At 65.2% G+C, this 23,638-nt stretch carries 22 protein-coding genes; 5 read left to right on the top strand and 17 right to left on the bottom strand.

Annotation, left to right across the window (positions count from 1 at the left end; genetic code table 11):
• The first annotated feature begins 455 nt into the window (after nucleotides 1-455).
• Nucleotides 456-1,439 carry a Bug family tripartite tricarboxylate transporter substrate binding protein gene (locus tag Cte04_RS20275; protein WP_066483421.1) on the top strand — a complete coding sequence of 328 codons (984 nt, stop codon included), beginning with the start codon at nucleotides 456-458 and terminating at the stop codon, nucleotides 1,437-1,439.
• Between the two features lie 116 nt (nucleotides 1,440-1,555).
• On the opposite strand, the gene Cte04_RS20270 is transcribed toward Cte04_RS20275, so the two are convergent.
• From Cte04_RS20270 to pobA, 3 genes are all read right to left on the bottom strand, one after another.
• Nucleotides 1,556-1,993: a universal stress protein gene (locus tag Cte04_RS20270; RefSeq protein WP_066483437.1), complete on the bottom strand. Its 438-nt coding sequence runs from the start codon at nucleotides 1,991-1,993 to the stop codon at nucleotides 1,556-1,558.
• 177 nt (nucleotides 1,994-2,170) lie between these two features.
• Nucleotides 2,171-2,938: a 2OG-Fe dioxygenase family protein gene (locus tag Cte04_RS20265; RefSeq protein WP_066483415.1), complete on the bottom strand. Its 768-nt coding sequence runs from the start codon at nucleotides 2,936-2,938 to the stop codon at nucleotides 2,171-2,173.
• 150 nt (nucleotides 2,939-3,088) lie between these two features.
• Nucleotides 3,089-4,264 carry a 4-hydroxybenzoate 3-monooxygenase gene (pobA, locus tag Cte04_RS20260; RefSeq protein ID WP_066483407.1) on the bottom strand — a complete coding sequence of 392 codons (1,176 nt, stop codon included), beginning with the start codon at nucleotides 4,262-4,264 and terminating at the stop codon, nucleotides 3,089-3,091.
• A 219-nt stretch (nucleotides 4,265-4,483) separates the two neighbouring features.
• On the opposite strand from pobA, the gene Cte04_RS20255 reads away from it, so the two are divergent.
• Nucleotides 4,484-5,272: an IclR family transcriptional regulator domain-containing protein gene (locus Cte04_RS20255; protein WP_066483402.1), complete on the top strand. Its 789-nt coding sequence runs from the start codon at nucleotides 4,484-4,486 to the stop codon at nucleotides 5,270-5,272.
• Nucleotides 5,273-5,519: 247 nt separating this feature from the next.
• On the opposite strand, the gene Cte04_RS20250 is transcribed toward Cte04_RS20255, so the two are convergent.
• Complete coding sequence (locus tag Cte04_RS20250; protein WP_066483391.1) at nucleotides 5,520-6,431, bottom strand: LysR family transcriptional regulator; 912 nt, start codon at nucleotides 6,429-6,431, stop codon at nucleotides 5,520-5,522.
• 223 nt (nucleotides 6,432-6,654) lie between these two features.
• Between Cte04_RS20250 and Cte04_RS20245 the strand changes: the two genes are divergently transcribed.
• Nucleotides 6,655-7,662: a Bug family tripartite tricarboxylate transporter substrate binding protein gene (locus Cte04_RS20245; RefSeq protein ID WP_066483388.1), complete on the top strand. Its 1,008-nt coding sequence runs from the start codon at nucleotides 6,655-6,657 to the stop codon at nucleotides 7,660-7,662.
• A 93-nt stretch (nucleotides 7,663-7,755) separates the two neighbouring features.
• On the opposite strand, the gene Cte04_RS20240 is transcribed toward Cte04_RS20245, so the two are convergent.
• Nucleotides 7,756-8,637: a LysR family transcriptional regulator gene (locus Cte04_RS20240; RefSeq protein WP_066483385.1), complete on the bottom strand. Its 882-nt coding sequence runs from the start codon at nucleotides 8,635-8,637 to the stop codon at nucleotides 7,756-7,758.
• Nucleotides 8,638-8,735: 98 nt separating this feature from the next.
• On the opposite strand from Cte04_RS20240, the gene Cte04_RS20235 reads away from it, so the two are divergent.
• Together Cte04_RS20235 and speG are read left to right on the top strand one after the other, a co-directional pair.
• The gene (locus tag Cte04_RS20235) at nucleotides 8,736-10,247 is read left to right on the top strand and encodes an MFS transporter (RefSeq protein ID WP_066483383.1); all 1,512 of its coding nucleotides are present in this window, start codon (nucleotides 8,736-8,738) and stop codon (nucleotides 10,245-10,247) included.
• A gap of 30 nt (nucleotides 10,248-10,277) precedes the next feature.
• Nucleotides 10,278-10,796, top strand: coding sequence for a spermidine N1-acetyltransferase (gene speG / locus Cte04_RS20230; RefSeq protein WP_066483381.1), 519 nt, complete (start codon nucleotides 10,278-10,280; stop codon nucleotides 10,794-10,796).
• A gap of 78 nt (nucleotides 10,797-10,874) precedes the next feature.
• Here the strand turns inward: speG and Cte04_RS20225 are convergent, their stop codons facing one another.
• From Cte04_RS20225 to Cte04_RS20170, 12 genes are all read right to left on the bottom strand, one after another.
• A complete protein-coding gene (locus Cte04_RS20225) occupies nucleotides 10,875-11,891 on the bottom strand; it encodes an aldo/keto reductase (protein WP_066483373.1) in 1,017 nt (338 codons plus the stop codon).
• Nucleotides 11,892-12,005: 114 nt separating this feature from the next.
• On the bottom strand, nucleotides 12,006-12,965 hold the full coding sequence (locus Cte04_RS20220) for a Gfo/Idh/MocA family oxidoreductase (protein ID WP_066483434.1): 960 nt from the start codon (nucleotides 12,963-12,965) through the stop codon (nucleotides 12,006-12,008).
• A gap of 99 nt (nucleotides 12,966-13,064) precedes the next feature.
• Nucleotides 13,065-13,934, bottom strand: a complete 870-nt coding sequence (locus Cte04_RS20215) for a class III extradiol dioxygenase subunit beta (RefSeq protein WP_066483372.1) — start codon at nucleotides 13,932-13,934, stop codon at nucleotides 13,065-13,067.
• Between the two features lie 4 nt (nucleotides 13,935-13,938).
• The gene (ligA, locus tag Cte04_RS20210; RefSeq protein ID WP_066483371.1) at nucleotides 13,939-14,394 is read right to left on the bottom strand and encodes a protocatechuate 4,5-dioxygenase subunit alpha; all 456 of its coding nucleotides are present in this window, start codon (nucleotides 14,392-14,394) and stop codon (nucleotides 13,939-13,941) included.
• Between the two features lie 2 nt (nucleotides 14,395-14,396).
• Nucleotides 14,397-15,314: an amidohydrolase family protein gene (locus Cte04_RS20205; RefSeq protein ID WP_066483365.1), complete on the bottom strand. Its 918-nt coding sequence runs from the start codon at nucleotides 15,312-15,314 to the stop codon at nucleotides 14,397-14,399.
• Nucleotides 15,315-15,484: 170 nt separating this feature from the next.
• Nucleotides 15,485-16,168 (bottom strand): 4-carboxy-4-hydroxy-2-oxoadipate aldolase/oxaloacetate decarboxylase, encoded by a 684-nt coding sequence (gene ligK / locus Cte04_RS20200; RefSeq protein ID WP_066483364.1) that lies wholly within the window; start codon nucleotides 16,166-16,168, stop codon nucleotides 15,485-15,487.
• A gap of 148 nt (nucleotides 16,169-16,316) precedes the next feature.
• On the bottom strand, nucleotides 16,317-17,345 hold the full coding sequence (locus tag Cte04_RS20195; RefSeq protein WP_066483361.1) for an amidohydrolase family protein: 1,029 nt from the start codon (nucleotides 17,343-17,345) through the stop codon (nucleotides 16,317-16,319).
• Nucleotides 17,346-17,424: 79 nt separating this feature from the next.
• Complete coding sequence (locus tag Cte04_RS20190; RefSeq protein ID WP_066483354.1) at nucleotides 17,425-18,780, bottom strand: MFS transporter; 1,356 nt, start codon at nucleotides 18,778-18,780, stop codon at nucleotides 17,425-17,427.
• A gap of 175 nt (nucleotides 18,781-18,955) precedes the next feature.
• Complete coding sequence (locus Cte04_RS20185; protein WP_066483346.1) at nucleotides 18,956-19,672, bottom strand: substrate-binding domain-containing protein; 717 nt, start codon at nucleotides 19,670-19,672, stop codon at nucleotides 18,956-18,958.
• Between the two features lie 352 nt (nucleotides 19,673-20,024).
• Nucleotides 20,025-20,522, bottom strand: a complete 498-nt coding sequence (locus Cte04_RS20180; protein ID WP_083526775.1) for a hypothetical protein — start codon at nucleotides 20,520-20,522, stop codon at nucleotides 20,025-20,027.
• A 291-nt stretch (nucleotides 20,523-20,813) separates the two neighbouring features.
• Complete coding sequence (gene galE, locus Cte04_RS20175; protein WP_066483431.1) at nucleotides 20,814-21,839, bottom strand: UDP-glucose 4-epimerase GalE; 1,026 nt, start codon at nucleotides 21,837-21,839, stop codon at nucleotides 20,814-20,816.
• Between the two features lie 432 nt (nucleotides 21,840-22,271).
• On the bottom strand, nucleotides 22,272-23,444 hold the full coding sequence (locus tag Cte04_RS20170; protein ID WP_066483339.1) for a nucleotide sugar dehydrogenase: 1,173 nt from the start codon (nucleotides 23,442-23,444) through the stop codon (nucleotides 22,272-22,274).
• Nucleotides 23,445-23,638 lie beyond the last annotated feature (194 nt).

Raw genomic sequence — 23,638 nt, 5'->3', positions numbered from 1 at the left:
GCCTTCCCGGTACGCCGATCGCACGCATGGCTGCTTTGCCCGATAGGAACGGCTGCCATCGCGCCGGCAGCCATGGCAAGGTCCGGGACGTGGCAGAATGGTCCGCATGCTGTGCATGCACATCTAGCAACAACAGCTTCAAGCCATCGCGCCCGTGGGCCGCAACCGCAGCCAGACCCGATCGGTCTGCTGCTCGCTGACGCAGCAGCCACCCTGCTGCGCACCGCGCGCGATGGATGGTGCAGACATGCCGGTACCGCATGCTGCCTCCCCGGTAAAGACAAATACCCATTGATGGCGGAACCACCCTCCCCGATCATCGAAAAGCCCACCTTCCGTGACCCCCAGGCCTGCCATGCGCAACGCACGACAGGCTTTTTGCAGTGACGGGCCGCCGCGCCAAAAGCCGGCTTGCCGCGACTGCGCCCCCGAATCGTCCCTGGAGTTTCTTTTTCATGTTTCGCCAACTGATCACCTGCACGGCCATGGCCGCCACGCTGGGCCTGAGCTTTTCCGCGGCCGCGCAAGGCCCGGCCACCGACTACCCCAACAAGCCCGTGCGCCTGATCGTGCCCTTCCCGCCCGGCGGCGGCACCGACATCCTCTCGCGTGTGATCTCCAACAAGCTCACCGAAGTCAGCCACTGGACCGTGGTGCCCGACAACCGCGCCGGCGCGGGCGGCACCATCGGCATCACCGAGGCCGTGAAAGCGGCGCCCACGGGCTACGACATGGTCATGGGCCAGAAGGACAACGTGGTCCTCGGCCCCTATCTGTACAAGAACCTGCCCTGGAACCCCACCAAGGACCTGACGCCCGTGGCCCATGTGGCCTACACCCCCATCGTGATCGCCACGGCCGCCAACTCGCCCTACAAGACGCTGGCCGACGTGGTGGCCGCCGCCAGGAAGGCGCCCGCCAAGATCACCTACGGCTCGCCGGGCAACGGCACCAGCATCCATCTGGCCGGCGTGATGCTGGAAAAGGCTGCGGGCATCCAGCTCACGCACGTGCCCTACAAGGGCTCCAACCCGGCCATGATGGACGCGCTGGCGGGCAACGTGGACCTTCTGGTGTCCTCCGTGCCTTCGGCCATCGGCCAGATCAAGTCCGGCAAGCTGCGTGCCATCGCGGTGACCTCCGCGGCCCGCTCCACCTCGCTGCCCGATGTGCCGACCCTGGCCGAATCCGGCCTCAAGGGCTTCAACGTCAGCACCTGGTACGGCCTGTTCATGCCCAGGGGCACGCCGGCGCCCGTCGTCAACAAGGTCAATGCCGAAGTGAACAAGCTGCTGGCCATGCCTGAAGTACGGGAAGCCATCCAGACCCAGGGCGCCGAGCCCCAGGCCATGAGCGTGGAAGCCTTCGACAAATTCTTCCAGGCCGATTTCAAGGCCAACAAGGCGATCGTGGAAGCCTCTGGCGCGAAGATTGAGTAACCTCCTGAGCGGCTCTTGCTCGGTGTCTCTTTGTTGGAGCGAGCCCGTTTTAAAGGCTGTGCTCTGTGCAATAAAAAAGACCTCCGCGGAGGTCTTTTTTATTTGATGGGGGACGCTTATTCGCGGACCACGAGCACGGGAATGCGCACGGCGCCCAGCACGCGCTGGGTCACGCTGCCCAGCATCAGCTTTTCCAGGCCACGGCGGCCCTGGGAGCCCATGACGATGAGGTCGGCGCCGCTGCTTTCCATCACGCGCACAATGCCGTCGTGCACCGCATGGCCTTCGCCGACCACGGTGGAAACGGCCACGCCCGCCTCGTCCATCAGGGCCTTGACGGCATCCAGCGCGGTATTGGCTTCGGCCGTGGCCGCGCTCAGGTACTGGGATTGGCCGTAGGCGAAATCGGCGCCCACGCCGGTGAACGGATAGGGATCGATCACATAGACCGCCGTCACCGCGCTGCCAAAGACCTTGGCCAGCTCGGCCGCCTTGCGGGCCGCCAGCAGCGAGGGCTTGGAGCCATCCACCGGAACCAGAATGTGCTTGAACATGGACATGTTTTCTCCTTCGATAGCGTGGCGGCATCACCGGGAACAGAAATCTGCGCCATCCGCCGCCGGTTCAATGAAGCTCAGTCTGAACCCCATCATGCCTCAGCATCTTGATGCACATCAACCTTGCCGTCGAAGAAAGCCCGCATCCGGCACGGGGCGGCGCCTAGCTCCGCTTCAGGCCGCGTCCACCACCTCGGCGCCCTGGAAATTGCCGCGCCGGTAGGTCAGCACCAGGGTATCGCGCACGCCGCCGGCCTGCGCCGGCTGGATGGGCGTGGTCTCGTGGATCATGCGCGCATCGTCCAGCAGCATCACCGACCAGGGTTCGGTCAGCGTGAAGCGCATGCCGCTCGGGCCCGTGGCTTCGAAGACGCGGGTCTCGCCGCCCTTCACGCCCTGGCGGGCGACCAGGATCACCGCCACCAGGTCCACGCCGTCGCGGTGCGCGCCTTCGGGCGTGGGCCGGCCTATGCCATCCGTGGTGTCGATACGGAACTGGTGCGACTCCACAAACCAGCGCTCGTGGCCGCCGCCCGCGCAAAACACCTGGTCGGCCAGACCGGCCAGCTTCTCCAGCAGCCGGGCCCAGACCGGGCTTTGCGTCGTGGCGTCGGGCATGGGGTCGAACATGCGCTGCATGCCGCCGTGCAGGGCGTTGTATTCCACGGGCTGCCAATGGGCGCGATGGGGCACCTGCTGCAGCGATCCGGCCTGGGCCACGAAGCAGGAATGGCGCCGGCGCCGGTAGCGTCCGCCATCCTTGAGAAAGGCATCGGGCGGCAGGCTCTGCCAATCGGCATCCAGCGCATGCAGCTGGTCCAGGTCGGCGCCGATCCAGTGCGCGAAGTCCTGCGGCGCCAGCACGGCATAGCCGCTGTCGCGCAGGGACTGGGCTGCCCGGTCCGCAGCGATGTAGGGAGGTGGAAACATGATTTGCGCCATAAGGCCGGCAAGCTTACTCCCGGCGCGCTGCGCCGGGGCCTGACCGGACATCAATATTTGCGCAAGGCTGCAGCAACCAATTTGCATCGATGGCCGTGCAGCGAGGCGGCATGGGCCGCCCGAAGCGGCCCGTGCGAAAGCCTTGCGGCCTCAGACCAGCGGCAGGCCCACGTAGTTTTCGGCCAGCGAAGTGGCGCCGGCCCGGGAGTGGACGATATAGTCCAGTTCGGCCTCCTGCACCCTGGTGTTGAACTCGCCCTCGCCGGGGAAGTTGTGCAGCATGGAGGTCATCCACCACGAGAAGCGCTCGGCCTTCCAGACCCGGCGCAGGCATTGCTCGGAGTAGCGGTCTATGCCTTCGCTGCTCCTGTCCTGGTAGAACTCGGCAAACGCGCGCGACAGATAGCCCACGTCGGAGGCGGCCAGATTCAGGCCCTTGGCGCCCGTGGGCGGCACGATGTGGGCCGCGTCGCCGGCCAGGAACATGCGGCCGAAGCGCATGGGCTCGGTCACGAAGCTGCGCAGCGGCGCAATGCTTTTCTCCAGCGAGGGGCCGGTCACCAGGTGGGCGCGGGCCTCGGGGTCCAGGCGCTTCTTGAGCTCTTCCCAGAAGGCCTCGTCGCTCCAGTCCTCGACCTTGTCGGTCAGCGGCACCTGCAGGTAGTAGCGGCTGCGCGTGGCACTGCGCTGGCTGCACAGCGCAAAGCCGCGCTCGGTGTTGGCATAGATCAGTTCGTGCGAGACCGGCGGCGTGTCCGACAGCAGGCCCAGCCAACCGAAGGGGTAGACTTTCTCGAAGGTCTTGACCTTGTCCTGGGGCGCGCTGGCGCGGCAGATGCCGTGAAAGCCGTCGCAGCCGGCAATGAAATCGCATGCGATCTCGTGCACCTGGCCGTCTTTCTCGTAACGCACCTTGGGGTGTTCGCTCTCGAAGTCGACAGGCTGCACGTTCTGCGCCTCGTACACCGTGGTCAGGCCTTCGGCGGCGCGCACTTGCATCAGGTCGCGCGTCACCTCGGTCTGGCCGTAGACCATGACGCGCTTGCCACCCGTCAGGCCGTGCAGGTCGATGCGGTGGCGCTTGCCCTTGAACAGCAGCTCGATGCCGTCGTGCGGCAGGCCTTCCTCGTTCATGCGGGCATCCGCGCCGGCCTGCCGCAGCAGGTCCATGGTCACCTGCTCCAGCACGCCGGCGCGGATGCGGCCGAGCACGTAATCGGCACTGCGCTGCTCCACGATGATGTTGTCTATGCCGGCCTTGTAGAGCAGCTGGCCCAGCAGCAGGCCCGAGGGACCTGCACCGATAATGGCGACTTTGGTGCGCATGGTGTCTGTATCTCCTTGTTCTCCGTCAACAGGTGCCGCATCTGCGTTGGAATGCGACCCATGGCCCAAGCCTAGTTTTGTGCTGCGTCAAACAGGAGAGCCATCGCATGCAATTGCGCGATAATCGCGCAAAGCAGCCGGCAATCGCACAAAATGCGCACCCATGCCCGGCCACACTCCCGGCCTCCACCACCTTCCGCCCGCTTTTCCGCAACCTCCATGCCCTCCGCCAGCCTGCCCCCCATCGCCGCCGCCGACTACATTGCGGGCCTGGCCAAGGGCCTGGCCGTGCTGGAGAGCTTCGACACCGAGCGCCAGCGCCTGAACGCCACCATGGCCGCCGAGCGCGCCGGCATCACCCGCGCCGCGGCGCGCCGGCACCTGCTCACGCTGGCCCATCTCGGCTATCTGGAAACCGACGGCAGCCACTACTGGCTGGCGCCCAAGGTGCTGCAGCTGTCGGGCGCCTATCTGGCCTCCGCGCGGCTGCCGCGCATCGTGCAGCCGGTGCTGCACCGGCTGGCCGCGCAGACCGGGCTTTCGTATTCCTGCGTGGTGCGCGAAGGGCGCGAAGTCGTCATCGTGGCGCGCAGCGCCGTGCACGAGCAGGGCGAACGCCTCATGGCCCACGGCCTGCACCTGGGCACGCGGCTGCCGGCCCATGCCACCTCCACGGGCCGCGTGCTGCTGGCGGCGCTGGCGCCCGCGGACCTGGACGAATGGCTGCAGACCCATGATCTGCCGCGCCTCACCGCCCATACGGTGACGGATATGGCAGCGCTCAAGGCCGTGCTCGCAGAGGTGCGCAGGCTTGACTACTGCGTGGCACAGGAGGAGCACGAGCTCGCCATCCAGGCCCTGGCCGTGCCGCTGCGCGACATGCAGGGCAACACCGTGGCCGCGCTCAACGTGGTGACATCCTCGCGCCGCATGACGGCGGCCAGCCTGCACAAGGACATCCTGCCGCTGCTGCAGGAAGGCGCCAGAACCCTGCGCCCGCTGATCTGAAGTGCTATCGATCCGGAAGCTGTCTGCGCCTTGCCGCATTCAATTCCAAATACATATCGCGCTACAAAAAAGAGCTATCCGGTGCGAGATGCACCTTTTTTCATAGCATCGCAAGCCACCACCGGCATCGCCCCTCTCGCCAGGAACATCGAGCAAGGGCCTGGCCGGCCGCGCCGCCCCGCCGCGGGAGCGCCCAGCCGAAGATGTCGTCCCCCTCCGGGGGAAGCCGCGCAGCGGCTCAGGGGGATCAATTCGTGCCGCTCTCCACCGCGCACACCTGCAGGCTCAGCCGGCGCAGCAGCTCGGCCGTGCGGCGGATCAGCGGCGTGGCCTTTTTCTTGGCCGACTGCACCAGGCACAGCGTGCTCACGATATGCGGCGACTTGATCGGCACGCCGACCAGCGAGGCATCCATGTCGTGGCCGCGCATGGCGCTGTCGGTCAGCGCGGCATAGCCATAGCCGCCGCGCACCAGGTCGAGGATGGCCGGCACGCTGGACACTTCCCAGACCACATTGAGCTTGACCTGCGACAGCGTGGCCTGGGCCTCCATGAGCTTGCGGAAGATCTGGCCGCGCTGGGGCATGATCAGCGGGAACTCGTCCAGGTGCGAGAACGGCACGCTGCTGTGCCCGCCCAGCTTGCTGGCCGGGCCGATCAGGCACAGGCGCTCCTCCAGCACAGGCGCCACCTCGATGTGCGGATGCGGCTCGGGCGTGTAGACGAGGCCCAGGTCCATGCGGCCCGACGTCAGCCACTCGGTGATGTTCACGGAAAAGCCCTCGACCACGGCCAGGCGCGCCTTGGGCATGTCGCGGCTGAAGCCGTCGATCAGCGGCAGCGTCAGCCGCCGCGCCAGGCTGGGCGGCAGGCCCACGGTGATGCGGCCCACGGGCTCGTCGCGCTGGCTGCCCAGGTCTTCCTTGGCCAGGGCCACGCGCTGCATGATGGCGTGGCCGTGCTCGAGCAGGCGGCGCCCCGCATCGGTCAGCGTCACGCCGCGGCCGGTGCGGATCAGCAGCGTCTCGCGCAGCTCGGTCTCCAGCGCCCGCACCTGGCGGCTCAGCGCGGGCTGGGCCGTGTCCAGCAAGACCGCGGCCTTGCTGAAGCTGCCGGTTTCGGCCACATGGACAAAGGTTTCTATCTGCTGAAGATTCATCGCGCACCACACAAAGCAAGCTATGCCATTTTGCTATAGCTGTTAGCCTGGGGCCGCGCTAGGTGAATTGCGACCGGATGTCACAATCCGTTCGACCGGCGCCAGGGCCAACGCGTCGGCAACAGACATTCAATATGCGCGAGCGCCCTGCCGCAACGGCCGGCCAACGCGCGAACCTCAACGACAGACAGATGGACCGCTCGCGGTCCCGGGAGACAAAAACATGAGCCAACGCTCGTTCCAGATGAACCGCCGCCAGGCAGCGCTTGCCCTCGCCTCCATGGCCGCAGGCTGCGCCATGCCCGCTTTTGCGCAGGCCGATGCCGCCAAGTGGCCCACCAAGGCCTCGCGCATCATCAACCCCTTCCCCGTGGGCGGCGGCCCGGACGGCCTCTCGCGCCTCGTGGCCGACAAGCTGGGCCGCGCCTGGGGCCAGCCCGTGGTGGTGGAAAACCGCCCCGGCGGCAACGGCTTCATCGCCATCGAAGCCTTCAAGCGCGGCGCCACCGACGGCACGGACATGATCCAGCTGGACAACGTGCACATCGCGGCCTACCCCCACCTGTTCAAGAAACTGCCGTACAACCTGGACAAGGATTTCGACATCCTGATGCCGCTGTTCCGCAACTACTTCTTCGTCTGCGTGCCGGTGGACAGCCCGTACAAGACCATGGCCGACCTGATCGCCGACGCCAAGGCCCACCCCGGCAAGCTCAATTACGGCTCCTGGTCCGTGGGCAACCCGGTGCACCTTGGATCGGCCCTGCTGGAGAGCATGACCGGCACCAAGATGGAGCACGTGATCTACAAGGAAACCAGCCAGCTCTACCAGGGCGTGGCCACCGGCCAGCTCAGCTTCGCGCTGGGCTCGCTGGGCACGGCCGGCCCGCTGGTGCGCGGCGGCAAGCTGCGCTTCCTGGCCGTGGCGGCGCCCAAGCGCATCGAGGGCTACGAGAACGTGCCCACGGTCTCCGAATCGGGCGGCCCTGCCGGCTATGCCGTGACCGGCTGGAATGCCCTGGCCGTGCGCCCCGGCACGCCCGCCGCCGTGCAGGAAAAGATCCGCAACGACGTGCGCCAAGCACTGACCGGCCAGGACGTGAAGGAGAAGTTCGCGGCCTTCGGCTATGAAAGCTTCACCCCCACGCCCGCCGAATTCAAGCAGTTCATGGCCGATGAAAGCAAGCGCTTTGGCGATGTGATCAAGAAGGCCGGCCTGGCACTGGACTGAGCGTCCCGGCCATCCGCCAGCAGCCGCCCTCGGGCGGCTGTTTTTTTTTGATGCCCCATCCGGCCTCCCGGCGGGCACGGTGCGGCCTCCGGCTCAGCCGCCCTGTATCAGCAGGGCCGCCAGCCGCTGCTGAATCCACAGCGCCGTGCCGTCCAGCACGGCGCCCTGCAAGCTCAGCATGCGCACCGCCAGTGGCGGCAGGCGCAGCTCCGGGCAATCCAGCGCCACGATGCGCGGCTCGATGTCGGGCGTCTGCGCGATGTTGCGCGGCAGAATGCCCCAGCCTATGCCGTCGGCCAGCATGTCGGCCATCACGTAAAAGCTGTCCGAGCGCCAGATGCGCGGGCTGATCACCAGGTCCTCCACGCCCTCGATATGCATGACCAGTTGGCGGTGCGCCGCCAGGTCCTCGCGGGTGACCGGGCCATGGCTTGTGGCCGCCAGCGCATGGCTGCGCGCCACGAACACCATCTGCGGCACCCCGGCCACATAGCGCTGGGCAAACTGCGCATCGGCCGGGCCGCGGTCGAACTGGAAGGCCAGCTCGGCGCGGCGCGTCTGCACATCGCGCGCCACTTCGGCCGCCGTGCCGTTGAGCAGCGTCAGCTCCAGCGCCGGGAACTGCTGGGCCAGCTCGCGCAGCAGCCGCGCAAACGGCGGATACGGCAACGCCTCGTCGAGCGACACGCACAGCCTGGCAGCCTGCCCCGCGGCCAGCCCGCGCGCACGCAGGTCCAGGGCCTGCGCCTGGTTGAGCAAGGCGCGCGCCTCCAGCAGCATGACCTCGCCCGCAGGCGTGAGGTGCACCGAGCGCCCCACGCGATGGAACAGCGCCAGCCCCAGATCGGCCTCCAGCAGCCCCATGGCCATGCTGACCGCCGACTGCGCACGGCCCAGCCGGCGGGCCGCCTGGGTCATGGAGCCGCAGTCGGCCACGGCGACAAATTGGTTAAGGCGTTCAAGCGTCCATTCCATTCATCAATTTTATTGACTGATCTGAACTTCCCGCAAATCAAAAATTGATCGATTATCGGAAGACATCTCCCACGACTACTGCTGCGGAGAGGATTCCCATGGACATCACACCTGCTTTTCCCCCTCCATCCCCCGCCCCGGCCGCCAGCCGCTGGCTGGTGCTGGGCATCGTATCGGCTGCGCTGCTGCTCATCGTCATCGACATGACCGTGCTCTACACCGCCCTGCCGCGCCTGACCCACGACCTGGCGGCCACCGCCTCGGCCAAGCTCTGGATCATCAACAGCTACTCGCTCGTGGTCTCGGGCCTGCTGCTGGGCATGGGCACGCTGGGCGACCGCCTCGGCCACAAGCGCCTGTTCATGGCCGGCCTTGCAGTGTTCGGCGCGGCATCGCTGGCTGCGGCCTTTGCGCCCGGCACCGGCGTGCTGATTGCAGCCCGGGCGCTGCTGGGCGTGGGCGCGGCCATGATGATGCCGGCCACGCTGTCGCTGATACGGCTCACCTTCATCGACGACCGGGAGCGTGCGCTGGCCATCGGCATCTGGGCCTCGGTGGCCTCTGGCGGAGCGGCCTTCGGCCCCGTGGTCGGCGGCGCGCTGCTCGCGCATTTCTGGTGGGGGTCGGTGTTCCTGATCAATGTGCCCATCGTGCTCGTCGCCCTGCTGCTGGCCTGGCGCTGGATTCCCGCCAGCCGCGGCAACCGGGAACACCCCTGGGACCTGAGAGCCTGCATCCAGGCGATGCTGGGCCTGATGGCCGGCACCTATGCGCTCAAGGAGCTGGGCAAGCAGTCGCCCGACTGGCTGCTGGCCGCCATCGCACTGCTCACGGGCATTGCCTTTCTCGCCATATTCGTGCGCCGCCAGCGCCGCAGCAGCCACCCGCTGCTGGATCTGGCGCTGTTCGGCAACAAGGCTTTCAGCACCGCCGTGACAGCGGCCCTGGTGGCATCGGCCGCGCTGCTGGGCATGGAGCTGGTATTCAGCCAGCGCCTGCAGCTGGTGCTGGGCCTGAGCCCCCTGCAGGCTGGCTGGGCCGTGCTGCCGCTGCCGATTGCAGCCTTTGTCGCAGGCCCCGTCGCCGGGCGCCTGCTGCCGCGCTGGGGCAGTGCCCGGCTGCTGAGCCTGGCCTTGCTGGCCTCCGGCCTGGGCATGGGCGGCTATCTGGCGCTGCACCAGGCACCCGTCCTGTGGCAGGCCCTGAGCCTGACGGTGCTGGGCGCTGGCATCGGCGCGGCCATGACGGCCGCTTCGGCCACCTTGCTGATGAGCGCCCCAGCCGAACGCGCCGGCATGGCCGCCTCGGTGGAAGAAGTTTCCTACGAACTGGGCGGTGCCCTGGGCGTAACGGTCATGGGCAGCCTGCTGTCGGCCGTCTATGCGCGCACCCTCGTTGTGCCCGCCACCGGCACTCCTGTTCCGTCCACGGTGCGCGACAGCCTGGACGAAGCCCTGCTGGCCGCCGAAGCCCTGAGGGGCGATGCCGCAAGCGACCTGGTGCAGGCCGCCAGCACCGCCTTCGACCACGGCTTTGCCGCCGTGCTGCTGCTGGCCACAGCCCTGCTGCTGGCCGCCGCCTGGGCCGTGCGGCAGCGCATGCGCCCCTGAACCATTCTGAACAACCACCAAGAATCATTCATGAACACATCCATTCAACTCAGACCTCTGGAACGCGAGGACCTTCGCTTCGTGCACCTGCTGGACAACAACGCCAGCGTGATGCGCTACTGGTTCGAGGAGCCCTACGCCACTTTCGACGAACTGACCAGCCTCTACGACACCCACGTCCACGACCAGGGCGAACGCCGCTTCGTGGTCGAGCATGGCAGCGAACGCGCCGGCCTGGTGGAACTGGTGGAGATCGACCTGATCCACCGCCGCGCCGAGTTCCAGATCATCGTCGCGCCCGACCAGCAAGGCAAAGGCATTGCGGCCCATGCCACGCGCCAGGCCCTGGACTACGGCTTTCGCGTGCTGAACCTGCACAAGATCTATCTGTATGTGGACAAGGAAAACGCCAAGGCCATCCACATCTACACCAAGATCGGCTTTCGGCCCGAGGGCGAACTGGTGGACGAATTTTTTTCCAACGGCCAGTACCGCAGCGTGATCCGCATGTACATGCTGCAGGCGCCCTATCTGCAGCGCATGGCATGAGGTCGTGCTTCCTCGACAGGCGCGCAGACAAAGGCCTGCGGGATGCAAATCCGCGCAGGCCTTTTCACGGATGCGGACTCAGCGCTTTTCGAACGGGTATTTCTCGGTATCCACCTCGCCCTGGGCCTGCAGCGCATAGCGGTCGCCAGCAATGGCTTCGGGCTTGAAGAGCTCGTCGAGTTCGGCCAGCACGGCCGCATCGAGCCTGACGCCGCCGCCGCGCACGTCCTCCAGCAGATGGTCGACGCTGGTCGTGCCTGGCAGCGCAATCACATGCTCGCCCTGGTGCAGCACCCAGGCAATGGCCAGCTCCGCCAGCGTGCAGCCCGCCTTTTCGGCAATGGCCTGCATGGGGGCCAGCAGCCGGAGGTTGCGCGCATAGGCCTCGGGCGCGAAGCGCGGCATGGAGGCACGGATGTCGCCCTTGACCAGGCCATCCACGCCCTGCAGCTTGCCGCTGAGGAAACCCCGGCCCATGGGGCTGAAGGCCACATAGGCAATGCCCAGCTCCTTGCAGGCAGCCAGCGTGCCCAGCTCGGCATTGCGCGACCACAGCGAATATTCGCTTTGCAGCGCGGCAATCGGATGCTCGCGGTGCGCGCGCCGCAGCGCCTCTGTGCCGACTTCGGACAGGCCCAGCGCGCGAATCTTGCCCTCTTCCTTCAGGCGCGCCATCTCGCCGACCGACTCCTCGATGGGCACGCGCTGGTCCCAGCGGTGCAGGTAGTACAGGTCGATCACGTCCGTGCCCAGGCGCTGAAGGCTGTCCTCGCAGTTCCTGCGCAAGGTCCTGGGACGGCCGTCGATCACGCGGCGCATCACGCCGTCCTCGCCGCGCACGCCGGCCATGCCGCCCTTGCTGGCCAGGGTGATGCGGCTGCGATGGGGCTTGAGCACCGGCCCGACCAGCGACTCGCTGGCGCCAAAGCCATAGAGCGCGGCCGTATCGAACAGCGTCACGCCCGCATCCAGCGCCGCATGCAGCACGGCATGCGACTGCTCGGTGGAGACGGGACTGCCGTAGGCATGGCAGAAATTCATGCAGCCCAGGGCTACGTTGGCGACGGTGAAGGGTCCGATATGGCGGTTTTCCATGGCGTGCTCCGCAGACTGGCCTGGTATCACCCGGCCAATCCGAATCAAATGAAAAAGCCCGCTACCGCTTGTACGGCGGGCGCGGGCAGCTATGGTTTCGGTAGTTTACCGAAATCAGGCAGCGTTGAGCTGCTGCTCCAGCTCGTGCAGCACCTTATAGCAGTTGAACACCTTCTGCACGCTGGAGTTGGGCTCGCGGCCCTCGCGGATGGCGGCGAAGAATTCGCGGTCCTGCAGCTCGATGCCGTTCATGGACACATCGACCTGGGACACATCGATCTTCTCTTCCTTGCCGTTGTACAGGTCGTCGTAGCGGGCGATGTAGGTGCCCGTGTCGCCGATGTAGCGGAAGAATGTGCCCAGCGGGCCGTCGTTGTTGAACGACAGCGAGAGCGTGCAGATGGCGCCGTTGGCGGCCTTGAGCTGGATGCTCATGTCCATGGCGATGCCCAGGTCCTTGTGGATGGGGCCCTGGATGGCGTTGGCCTTCACGATGGGGCTGCCGGCCTGGTAGGCGAACAGGTCCACGGTGTGGGCGGCATGGTGCCACAGCAGGTGGTCGGTCCAGCTGCGCGGCTGGCCCAGCGCATTCATGTTGGTGCGGCGGAAGAAATAGGTCTGCACATCCATCTGCTGAATGTGGAATTCGCCAGCCTCGATCTTCTTGTGCACCCACTGGTGGCTGGGGTTGAAGCGGCGGGTATGGCCGACCATGGCCACCAGGCCGGTCTGCTTCTGCAGCGCCAGCACTTGCTCGGCTTCCTTGAGGCTGTCGGCCAGCGGAATCTCCACCTGCACGTGCTTGCCGGCCTTCATGCACTGGATGGCCTGGGCTGCGTGCATCTGCGTGGGCGTGCACAGGATGACGGCGTCCACTTCGGGCAGTGCCAGGCTGTCGGCCAGGTCCGTGCTCACGTGCCGGATGCCGTACTTGTCGGCCACTTCACGGGTTTTTTCCAGGTCGCGGCTGACGAGGGATACGACTTCCACGCCGTCGATGTTCTTGATGCCGTCCAGATGCTTGATGCCGAAGGCACCGGCGCCCGCCAGGGCGACTTTAATGGTCTTGCTCATGATTTCTTTCTCCATAGAGCCGCCTCAAGGAGGCGAAGGCCCCTGTTCCTCAGGGAACCGGGGCAGTGATTGCGCGAAGCGATGAACGTGGGGGCACGCTCATTGGTTCTCCAAGATCAGGTGGCCGACGGCCGTGTTGGATGCAGGCACGTGATAGAAGCGATGCGCCACTTTAGGCAGGGGCGCGGGGCTGTCCACGTCGGACATGGCGCCGCGCGCGATCAGCCACATCACGAGCTCGATGCCCTCCGAGCCGGCTTCGCGCACATAGTCGATATGCGGCATCTGCGCCAGGCCCGAGGGGTTCTCGATCAGCAGGTCCAGGAACCGGTTGTCCCATTCCTTGTTGATCAGGCCGGCGCGCGCACCCTGCAGCTGGTGGCTCATGCCGCCCGTGCCCCAGATATGGACATTCAGGTCTTCGTCGTAGCTTTCCACGGCCTTGCGGATGGCGCGGCCCAGGTTGACGCAGCGCTGGCCCGAGGGCACGGGATACTGCACCACGTTGACGGCGAACGGAATCACCGGGCAGGGCCAGGCGCCGGTCTTGGGGTCCTGCTCGCCACACATCAGCGACAGCGGCACGGTCAGGCCGTGGTCCACGTCCATCCTGTTGACCAGGGTCAGGTCGAAGTCCTGCTGGATCACGCTCTGCGCGATGTGCGAGGCCAGCTCGGGGTGGCCCACCACCCTGGGCACGGGACGCGGGCCCCAGCCTTCGTCGGCGGGCTGGTATTCGGCGGCCGTGCCGATGGCGAACGTGGGAATGCAGTCCAGGCTGAACGCGGTCGCATGGTCGTTGTAGACCAGGAAGATCACGTCGGGCTTGTTGTCCTTCATCCACTGGCGCGAGAAGTCATAGCCCTTGAACAGCGGCTGCCAGTAAGGCTCCTGGGTCTTGCCCAGGTCCATGGCTGCGCCGATGGCCGGCACATGCGAGGTGTAGACGGATGCGGTGATGCGGGCCATGGGTTCAGTCTTCCTTCTTCTGTTGTCCGGCCTTGCCGGCAGTACCTTGTGGCTGGCGGTGCGCCTGAGCGTCGCCGTCCTCGCCCACAAAGCGGTTGCCCTCGGCCGAGCGGCCGCCGCCCATCATCATGGCGCGGTACTCGTCCTCGGTCATGCCGGTCATGGAGCCCGCCATCTGCTGGAAGCTCTTGCCGTCGGTGGCGCCGATCTTGGCCAGGAAATAGATGTTGCCGCCCGTGCGCATGCACCAGTTCAGGTCGCGTGCCAGCACGGCCTGCTTCTGCTCCTCGGTCATCGGCCATTCGTCGAGATAGGCGCGCTCGTCGGCCTTGAAGCGCTCGCGGTTCTCGGCTTTCATCAGCGACATGCAGAACTGGTTGAGCCAATAGCCTTTGCGGCTTTGCTCGGCATCGAAAATGATGGTGCCGGGCACGTCCAGATAGGGTTTCTCGAGGGCCATGGTCAGACCTCCTCGGGCCAGTACAGGCGCATGGGATTGTCGACCAGCAGCTTTTGCTGCAACTCGGCCGTCGGCGCGATGTGGGGGATGAAGTCCACCAGCAGGCCGTCGTCGGGCATGTGGTCCTTGAGGTTGGGGTGCGGCCAGTCGGTGCCCCACAGCACGCGGTCGGGGAACTCCTCGACCACGCGGCGCGCGAACGGCACCACGTCGCGGTAGGCGTTCTGCTCGCCATCGAGCGCCTTGGGCCCGGTCACCGACAGGCGCTCGGGGCAGCTCACCTTGCTCCACACATTCTGGTGCTCGCGCATGAACTTCAGGAACAGCGCGAACTCCTCGCTGTCCACGCCCTTGCTGACGTCGGGGCGGCCCATGTGGTCCACCACCACGGTGGTGGGCAGCGCGGTGAAGAAGTCCCACAGCTCGGGCAGGTCCACGGCCTCGAAGTAGATGACCACGTGCCAGCCGAGCTTGGCGATGCGGCCCGCGATCTCCATCAGCTCGTCCTTGGGCGTGAAGTCCACCAGGCGCTTGACGAAGTTGAAGCGCACGCCGCGCACGCCGGCGGCGTGCAGCGCCTGCAGCTCCTCGTCGGTCACGCTGCGCCTGACGGTGGCCACGCCGCGCGCCTTGCCGTCCGACGACAGGCAGGCATCGACCATGGCGCGGTTGTCGGCGCCGTGGCAGGTGGCCTGCACGATCACATTGCGCGCAAAGCCCAGGTGGTCGCGCAGCGCGAACAGCTGCGCCTTGCTGGCATCGCAGGGCGTGTACTTGCGCTCGGGCGCGAACGGGAACTCGTCGCCGGGGCCGAACACGTGGCAGTGCGCGTCGACGGCGCCTGCGGGCAGCTGGAACCTGGGCTTGCTGGGGCCGGCGTACCAGTCCAGCCAGCCGGTGGTTTTTTCAAATTGGCTCATTTGTCTTTTCCTCAACGGTTCTTGAGATGCCCGCTATGCGTCAAAGCAGCGCGGCACAACTCAGGGATGCCAAGCAAGAGCCGCCTCGCAGCGAGGGCATCGTCCCCTCCCGCGAAGCGAGAGAGGGCGTCGTGCAACAGGCGGAAGACGCGAAAGCGGCTCAGGGGGTGTTAATCGATATACCGCAGACCGGCCTTTTCCAGCCCTTCGCGCATCTTGTAGTAGTCCAGGCCCAGAGTGCCGGCGGCAAAGATCTCGCGCTTGCCGCCTTCGTTGGCCTCGCGCTTGAGCGCGGTTTCCAGCGTCTTGGCGGCGATGGCGCGCGGCACGCAGACCACGCCGTCATCGTCGGCCACGATCACGTCGCCGGGCGTGACATAGGCGCCCGCACAGACGATGGGAATGTTCACCGAGCCCGGCGTGGCCTTGATGGTGCCCTTGGAGGACACGTAGCGGCTCCAGACCGGGAAATGCATTTCGCGCAGCACCTTGGTGTCGCGCACGCCGGCCTCGATGATCAGCGCGCGCGCGCCGCGCGCCTTGAAGCTGGTGGCCAGCAGGTCGCCGAAATAGCCGTCGCTGCATTCGGCCGTGACGGTGGCGACCACGATGTCGCCGGGCTGGATCTGCTCTGCGGCCACATGCATCATCCAGTTGTCGCCGGGCTGCAGCAGCACGGTGACGGCCGTGCCGGACACCTGCACGTCCTGCTGGATCGGGCGCATATAGGGCTTCATCAGTCCCACGCGGCCCATGGCCTCGTGCACCGTGGCCGAGCCGAGGGCGGCCAGTGCATCGGCAACGGCGCTGTCGGTGCGCTGGATGTTGCGGTAAACGACTCCGAGTTCGTACATATCAAACCTCCTGGACAGGCCTGCGCTGCAGGCCCGAAGAATGCAAAAACATGAGCAGCTTGCGCTTGATGACAGTCAGATTTCTATGAATCCACACTGAAATCGATGCGGGCAAAGCGCAGCCAGCTCCTGTTTCGATAGTGATGGATTACAGGCCCTTGGCCTTCAGCGCCGCGTCCAGGCGCGTGAACACGCGGCGGGCGTTGCCTTCGTAGACCATGTGCTTCTCTTCGGCCGTCAGGTTCTGCGTGGCCTCGATGTAGCGCTTGGTGTCGTCGTAGTAGTGGCCGGTCTGAGGGTCGATGCCGCGCACGGCGCCGATCATCTCGCTGGCGAACAGGATGTTCTTGGTCGGGATGACCTCGGTCAGCAGGTTGATGCCCGGCTGGTGGTAGACGCAGGTGTCGAAGAAGATGTTGTTGAGCAGGTGCTCCTCGAGCAGCGGCTTCTTCAGCTCCTGCGCCAGGCCGCGGAAACGGCCCCAGTGGTAGGGCACGGCGCCGCCGCCGTGGGGGATCAGGAACTTCAGCGTCGGGAAGTCCTTGAACAGGTCGCTGGTCAGGCACTGCATGAAGGCCGTGGTGTCGGCGTTCAGGTAATGGCTGCCCGTGGTGTGGAAGCACGCGTTGCAGCTGGTGGAGACGTGGATCATCGCGGGGATGTCGTACTCCACCATCTTTTCGTAGATGGGATACCAGCTCTTGTCGGACAGCGGCGGCGAAGTCCAGTGGCCGCCCGAGGGATCGGGGTTGAGGTTGATGCCCACGTTGCCGTACTGCTCCACGCACTTCACGAGTTCGGGAATGCAGGTCCTGGGATCCACGCCCGGCGACTGCGGCAGCATGGCGGCGGGGATGAAGTTGTCAGGGAACAGCTGGCTGACGCGGTAGCACAGCTCGTTGCAGATCGCGGCCCAGGTGCTGGAGGTCTGGAAGTCGCCGATATGGTGGGCCATGAACGAGGCGCGCGGGCTGAAGATGGTCAGGTCCGAGCCGCGCTGCTTCATCAGCTTGAGCTGGTTGTTCTCGATGGTCTCGCGGATTTCGTCGTCGCTGATCTTCAGGTCCGAAGCCTGGGGGGCCTTGCTCGAATCCTTGAGGCCGGCGATCTGCAGGTCGCGCCAGACGCCCAGCGCCGCAGGCGCCGTGGTGTAGTGGCCGTGTACGTCAATAATCATGAATGAACCCCTCTCGAAGGTTGGAAATCAACGGTTGACAGAGATGGCCGGCCATCCGGGCCGGCCCCATTTTGCAAAATCAGTCGGCCGCCCTGGGACTGGCCAGCTGTTTGATGACCAGGGCCGCCGTGGCGATCAGGCCGGGAATGGCCACCACGGAGAAGATCTGGCTGAAGCCCAGCTGGCGTGCCGTCAGCTCGGCCACCAGGAAGGAGCCCGCGATGCCGCCGAAGCGGCCGATGCCCAGCATCCAGGCCACGCCGGTGGCCCGGCCGCTGGTGGGGTAAAAGGCCGCGGCCAGCGCCGGCATGGACGACTGGGCGGTGTTCATGATGGTGCCGGCCACGAACACCGAGACCACCAGCCAGCCCAGGCTGCCCGCTTCCTGGCCGATCCACCAGATCGACACGGCCGTCAGCGCGTAGCCGATGGCGATGATTCGGTTGGCGTTGAAGCGGTCCATCAGCCAGCCGAAGAACACCGCGCCCACGCCGCCCAGCGGGAACAGCGCGGCCACCAGCGTCGCGGTCTTGGGGTCCAGCCCACCCTCCTTGAACAGCACAGGCATCCAGTTCATCAGCGCGTAGAAAATGACCAGGCCCATGAAGTAGGCAATCCACAGCATGACCGAACCCACGCGGTATTGGCTGGACAGCACCACGCCCATGCCGCTCTTGCCCTCCACGGCCGCCTTGTTCTCCGTCATCACGAAGCGCTGCACGTTCTGCACGGCATGGCCGGCAATGCGCGCCAGCGGCTTGCGGATGCGGTCCGCCGCATAGCCCTTGGCCACCATGTAGCGCACGGACTCGGGCAGCAGCAATAGCAGCAGCACGGCCAGCACCAGCGGTGCCAGGCCGCCCAGGTGCAGCACGCTGCGCCAGCCGAAATGCGGAATCATCCACGCCGCCAGAAAACCGCCGAAGGCCGCGCCCAGCGGAAAGCCGCAGAACATGGCATTGGTAAGCATGGCGCGGCGCGAATCGGGACAGTACTCGCTCATCAGCGTCACGGCATTGGGCATGGCAGCGCCCAGGCCCAGGCCGGTCACGAAGCGCAGCGCGGTCAGCGTCTGGATGTCATGCGAATAGCCCGAAGCCAGGCAGGCGATGGCAAACACCAGCACCGACCCCACGAGCACGGCCTTGCGGCCGAAGCGGTCGGCCAGCGGGCCCGATCCCATGGCGCCGCCGGCCAGGCCGAACAGCGCGGCGCTCAGCACCGGCGCCAGGTCGGGCTTGGCCACGCCCCATTCGGTGATCAGCGAAGGCGCGATATAGCCGATGGCCGAGGTATCGAAGCCGTCCAGCAGCACGATGAAAAAGCACAGGGCGAAGATCACCCATTGGAATCCGGAAAACGGATGGTCGTTCAGCACGGTCTGCACATTGGCGACCGTGGCGTCCGTTGCCGGGGAAATGGTTTGCGAAGTCATATTGGTATCTCGGTTGCCTCTCTTTGTCGCCTCGCGCTCCTGTTTCGTGGCCGGTACGGCGCCTTTTCAAGAGATGCTCGATACGCGTGCCATGCCGGGGCTTGTATCCGCCCCTTGTATGGATTCAATGGTGAAGTTCTGTTGCCGAATGCAGCCTGTGCCGCCCGGCCCGCCGTCAGGCAGGCTCCATGCCCTGGCGGCGCTTGGCCCCGTCCGCGCCGGGCGAAGCCATGAAGGCCAGCAGGCGGCGCACGGCATCGGCATGGGCCGAGCCTGCCACCACGCCGCCGGAGAAAACCGTGTCGATGGCCACTGCCTGCGGCAGCGGTCCGACGATCGCAATGCCTTCGACATGGATCAGTTCGCTCAGCTGCTGAAAGCCCAGGGCCACCTCGCCCGTGGCAATCAGCGAGCCCACGGGCACGCCGGGGCGGGCCTGCACGATGCGCGGCCTGATCTGCTCGGCAATGCCCCAGCGTTCGAAAAGCTTTTGCAGCGCCACGCCGCTGGGCCCGGTGGAATAGCCGATGCGGGGCGCGGCAAGCACCGCGGCGCGCAAGGCCTGTTCCGTGGAGATATCGGGCAAGGCTGCGCCGCCGGGCACCGCGACGGCGGTGCTGGACAGCACCAGAGCCACCCTGCTGCCGGCCACCACGCGGCCGCAGTCTTCCAGTTGGGCCAGGGCATCGGCGGCCAGGAACACCACATCGAATGCCTCCTCGCCCGCCTGCACGCGCCTGGCTGCATCCACCCCGCCCACCGATTCGATGGCCACCGGCTCGCCGCCCTGCGCCTGCCAGGCCGCCGCCAGCTCCGCCAGCACCTGGCGCGTGGCCATGGAAGAAATGCCCTTGAGGGCAAAGGCAGTGCTGGAAGTCTCGGTCTGGGGCATGGCTGTCACATCATCAAAACGAATGACAGCTATTTTGAATAGGCATGCAGCCCTGGAACACCCAGGCACGCCGCTAGCTGCTATGCCTCATGTGAATATCTGAGAAACTACGTATAGCAACAAATACTAGCTAAAGAAATGGCTTCAAACACTTTCATTACAAAGGATAGAAGCTATCTTTTTTGAACATCGAAGCATCTTTGATTGCAAAAACACAACAAAAAAATACTGGTAAACCCTAGATCAATGGCTTGGGATATCTTTCAGCCGCGCAAACGAAAACGCCCTGCCGCATGCCGGCAGGGCGTTGTTCGACGGGACGGCAGATGCCAGGCATCTGCGCACCGAAGCATCAATCGCGATGGTGGCCGTGGCCTCCGCCATGGCCGCCTCCATGTCCATGGCCGCGTCCATGAACCCGCTCATGGCGGTCCCAGTCGCCCCGGCCATGGCCTCGGCCCTCGTGGAAATGCGGCCTCGGGCGATCCCAGCCCGGACGGGGTCCCGGTCCTCCTCTGTGCCAGTGCGGCGGCGGATTGCGCAGGAAATAAACGGGCTGGCCGCAAGCGTGATAGCGCCCGCAATAGCGGCGCCAGTGGCGCGAATGCTCTGGCGGCACCCACATGTAGACCGGCTGCTGCGGCACCACGACGGCCGGCGGCGCGATCAGCATGGGCTGCTGGTACAGCAGCGCGGGCGGCGCATTGCCGATATCCACGCGCCCATACACACCCGGTGCCAATTGTCCAGAGACCGAGCCGCTGATATAGGCCTGAGCCTGGGCCAGGCCGGCAGCGCATGCGAGCGTGACGGCTGCCGCTGTGCGAAGCGAAGAACGTAGAAAAGCCATGCAAGTCCCAATTTCTTTTGATGAAGATGCTCACGCCTGCGCGGGCACCACAAACGGGTACCGGTGTGCAGAGGCACCGGCCGTTCCGCCTCCCGGTTCATGGGAACAGGGCCCATGCATCCATATGATGTTTTTTTTCAACGGTTTTGCGTTCTCGCGGGATGACAGGCACAAGGTAACAAAACACAATCCGGCCGGAGTTTTACAGTTCCAACAGGCACTTCTTCGTACCGGGCCGTGACCGGCAGCCCAAGCAGGGCTCCCTAGATAGTTTTCAATCCTGCCGACATGCTATGTAGCCTCGTCGTAGCCTTTCGGGTTGTTGCTCTGCCAGCGCCATGCATCCGTGCACATGCGCTGCATGCCGAACTGGGCTTCCCAGCCCAGCAGTTCGCGCGCCTTGTCTGTCTGCGCAAAGCAGGTGGCCACGTCGCCGGGGCGCCTGGGCACCAGCGCACAGGGCACGGGCCTGTGGCTGGCCTGCTCGAACTCGCGCACCACTTCCAGCACGCTGTAGCCCCGGCCCGTGCCGAGGTTGACCACCAGGTGCTCGGGCGTGGACTGCCGCTGCTGGCGCTCCAGCGCCTTCACATGGCCGCGCGCCAGATCCACGACATGGATGTAGTCGCGCACGCCCGTGCCGTCCGGCGTCGGGTAGTCGCTGCCGAAGACCTGCAGGCGCTCGCGCCGGCCCACCGCCACCTGGGCCACGAACGGCAGCAGGTTGTTGGGAATGTCCGCAGGATCCTCGCCAATCAGCCCGCTTTCGTGGGCACCGATCGGATTGAAATAGCGCAGCACCGTCAGCGCCCAGGAGGAATCCGAATGGAACAGGTCCGACAGGATTTCCTCGACCATCAGCTTGCTGCGACCATAGGGATTGGTGACGGACAGCGGATGCTGCTCGTCCAGCGGCAGGTACTGCGGCGTACCGTAGACCGTGGCCGAAGAGCTGAACACCAGACGCTTGACGCCCGTGGCCTGCATCGCACGCAGCAGCACCAGCGTGCCGTTGACGTTGTTGTCGAAGTAGTCGATGGGCTGGGCCACCGACTCCCCCACCGCCTTCTTGCCCGCAAAGTGCACCACGCCGTCCACCGCATGCTCGCGCAGCACGCGCTCCAGCAGCGGCTGGTCCCGCACATCTCCTTGCACCACCGGGATCTGGCGGCCCGTGATCCTCTCGACCCGCTGCATGGCCACAGGGCTGCTGTTGCTGAAGTTGTCCAGCACCACGACCTCATGCCCGGCCGCAAGCAGTTCCACTGCGGTATGGCTGCCGATATATCCGGCACCGCCGGTCAACAGAACTTTCATGTTCATTCCTTCAAGAAGGCTTCAGCGCTCGCGCAGTTTCAGAAATACACCATTTTCCGCGCGAATGACCAAGCATCCGCGAATAGCAGGCACAGATCCTGCTGTCAGAAACAGCTCGATTCAAACACTCTGCCAGCCCACAAAACTCGAATAGGGTGAAGTGCGTCGAAGGCGTCCAGAAACGGATCTATAAGCATTTGCCGTGCAATCAATTGGCAGATTGCTATCCGACTGGACACAGGAATGCACATTCTGCCCGGCAAAAAAACCAGGAGATGGAAACAAACGCAAAGTTTTTCTCAAGATATTGAAATGGTTTGTTGATGGATAGGTGCCGCGGCGCTCCTGCCGCAGGTTTCAGAATTTTGGGCTGAGCATTCACAGGCAGCTGTCCACCAGACAGCTTGGCTTCAAAAAAAAACCAATGGCCAGTCAGGCATCTCCCCCGAATAGATCCCGGGTGTAGACCTTGCCTTTGACATCGGCCAGCTCGTCCACCATGCGGTTGGCCACGATCACATCGCTTGTCCGCTTGAATTCGTCCAGGTCCCTGGTCACGCGGGAATCGAGGAAGTGCGGCGCATCCAAAGCCGGCTCGTACACCAACACGGTAATGCCACTGGCCCTGAGCCGCTTCATCACCCCCTGGACGGACGAGGCGCGGAAATTGTCCGAGCCGGCTTTCATCACCAGGCGGTAGATGCCCACCACGGCCGGATTGCGGTTCAGGATGTCGCCCGCCACAAAGTCCTTGCGCGTGCCGTTGGACTTCACGATCGCATGGATGAGGTGCTGCGGAACGTCCGCATAGTCGGCCAGCAGCTGCCGGGTGTCCTTGGGAAGGCAGTAGCCGCCATAGCCGAAGGAAGGATTGTTGTAGTGGCTGCCGATGCGTGGGTCCAGGCAGACGCCCTCGATGATCTGGCGCGTGTCCAGCCCGTGCACCGCCGCATAGGTATCCAGCTCGTTGAAGTAGGCCACGCGCATGGCCAGATAGGTATTGGCGAAGAGCTTGATGGCCTCGGCCTCGGAGCTGTCCGTCAGCAATACCGGCGCTCTTTTGTCCACCGCGCTTTCGAGCACCAGGTCCGCCAGAAAGCGGGCACGTTCGGAACGCTCTCCCACCACGATGCGGCTGGGGTGGAGGTTGTCATGCAGTGCCTTGCCCTCCCGCAGGAATTCCGGCGCGTAGAGAATGTTCTCATGCGCCATTTCCTTCTTGAGCTGCCGGGTGAATCCCACGGGAACGGTGGACTTGATGACGATGACGGCCCTTGGATTGATTTGCCTGATATCGCTGACCACGGACTTGAGGGAGCGGGTATCGAAGCATCGGCACCGGGGGTCGTAATCCGTGGGCGTTGCGACGATGACATATTGCGCGTCTTTATAGGCCTCCTGTTTATCCAGGGTGGCGCGGAATTTCAGTTTCTTGTGCGCCAGAAAATGTTGGATATCGGCATCCGCCAGCGGAGATTGTCTGCTGTTTAGCAGTTCCACCTTGCGCGCATCGATATCCAGGGCCGTCACTTCGTTGAATTGCGACAGCAGCATGGCGTTGGACAGCCCCACATACCCTATTCCGACAACAGCGATCTTTGTCATTCAGCACCTTTATGCAAAGACTCAGGCCTTCGGGCGGACAAGCCTCTCGGTGCTTCTCCGCCAGGCCATGAGGTCTCCGGCAAGGGCTGTTCCAGCTCGGACAACCGAGCTGCATCGGTGCGCCGTTTTCAAAATTGCGGCAAGGAATGGTCAAGACCGGCATTGAAATGCCTGCGCATGTGTTCCCGCGCTCC

Origin of the sequence: Comamonas terrae (assembly GCF_001544075.1) — a bacterium.
Lineage (GTDB): Bacteria > Pseudomonadota > Gammaproteobacteria > Burkholderiales > Burkholderiaceae_C > Comamonas > Comamonas terrae.
This window is presented reverse-complemented; position numbering and strand designations above follow the sequence as displayed.

What these genes read in the sequence shown, in the direction of transcription:
- Cte04_RS20275 (WP_066483421.1), top strand. Translation starts at nt 456, where the DNA reads ATGTTTCGCCAACTGATCACCTGCACGGCCATGGCCGCCACGCTGGGC.
- Cte04_RS20270 (WP_066483437.1), bottom strand. Translation starts at nt 1,993, where the DNA reads ATGTTCAAGCACATTCTGGTTCCGGTGGATGGCTCCAAGCCCTCGCTG.
- Cte04_RS20265 (WP_066483415.1), bottom strand. Translation starts at nt 2,938, where the DNA reads ATGGCGCAAATCATGTTTCCACCTCCCTACATCGCTGCGGACCGGGCA.
- pobA (WP_066483407.1), bottom strand. Translation starts at nt 4,264, where the DNA reads ATGCGCACCAAAGTCGCCATTATCGGTGCAGGTCCCTCGGGCCTGCTG.
- Cte04_RS20255 (WP_066483402.1), top strand. Translation starts at nt 4,484, where the DNA reads ATGCCCTCCGCCAGCCTGCCCCCCATCGCCGCCGCCGACTACATTGCG.
- Cte04_RS20250 (WP_066483391.1), bottom strand. Translation starts at nt 6,431, where the DNA reads ATGAATCTTCAGCAGATAGAAACCTTTGTCCATGTGGCCGAAACCGGC.
- Cte04_RS20245 (WP_066483388.1), top strand. Translation starts at nt 6,655, where the DNA reads ATGAGCCAACGCTCGTTCCAGATGAACCGCCGCCAGGCAGCGCTTGCC.
- Cte04_RS20240 (WP_066483385.1), bottom strand. Translation starts at nt 8,637, where the DNA reads ATGGAATGGACGCTTGAACGCCTTAACCAATTTGTCGCCGTGGCCGAC.
- Cte04_RS20235 (WP_066483383.1), top strand. Translation starts at nt 8,736, where the DNA reads ATGGACATCACACCTGCTTTTCCCCCTCCATCCCCCGCCCCGGCCGCC.
- speG (WP_066483381.1), top strand. Translation starts at nt 10,278, where the DNA reads ATGAACACATCCATTCAACTCAGACCTCTGGAACGCGAGGACCTTCGC.
- Cte04_RS20225 (WP_066483373.1), bottom strand. Translation starts at nt 11,891, where the DNA reads ATGGAAAACCGCCATATCGGACCCTTCACCGTCGCCAACGTAGCCCTG.
- Cte04_RS20220 (WP_066483434.1), bottom strand. Translation starts at nt 12,965, where the DNA reads ATGAGCAAGACCATTAAAGTCGCCCTGGCGGGCGCCGGTGCCTTCGGC.
- Cte04_RS20215 (WP_066483372.1), bottom strand. Translation starts at nt 13,934, where the DNA reads ATGGCCCGCATCACCGCATCCGTCTACACCTCGCATGTGCCGGCCATC.
- ligA (WP_066483371.1), bottom strand. Translation starts at nt 14,394, where the DNA reads ATGGCCCTCGAGAAACCCTATCTGGACGTGCCCGGCACCATCATTTTC.
- Cte04_RS20205 (WP_066483365.1), bottom strand. Translation starts at nt 15,314, where the DNA reads ATGAGCCAATTTGAAAAAACCACCGGCTGGCTGGACTGGTACGCCGGC.
- ligK (WP_066483364.1), bottom strand. Translation starts at nt 16,168, where the DNA reads ATGTACGAACTCGGAGTCGTTTACCGCAACATCCAGCGCACCGACAGC.
- Cte04_RS20195 (WP_066483361.1), bottom strand. Translation starts at nt 17,345, where the DNA reads ATGATTATTGACGTACACGGCCACTACACCACGGCGCCTGCGGCGCTG.
- Cte04_RS20190 (WP_066483354.1), bottom strand. Translation starts at nt 18,780, where the DNA reads ATGACTTCGCAAACCATTTCCCCGGCAACGGACGCCACGGTCGCCAAT.
- Cte04_RS20185 (WP_066483346.1), bottom strand. Translation starts at nt 19,672, where the DNA reads ATGCCCCAGACCGAGACTTCCAGCACTGCCTTTGCCCTCAAGGGCATT.
- Cte04_RS20180 (WP_083526775.1), bottom strand. Translation starts at nt 20,522, where the DNA reads ATGGCTTTTCTACGTTCTTCGCTTCGCACAGCGGCAGCCGTCACGCTC.
- galE (WP_066483431.1), bottom strand. Translation starts at nt 21,839, where the DNA reads ATGAAAGTTCTGTTGACCGGCGGTGCCGGATATATCGGCAGCCATACC.
- Cte04_RS20170 (WP_066483339.1), bottom strand. Translation starts at nt 23,444, where the DNA reads ATGACAAAGATCGCTGTTGTCGGAATAGGGTATGTGGGGCTGTCCAAC.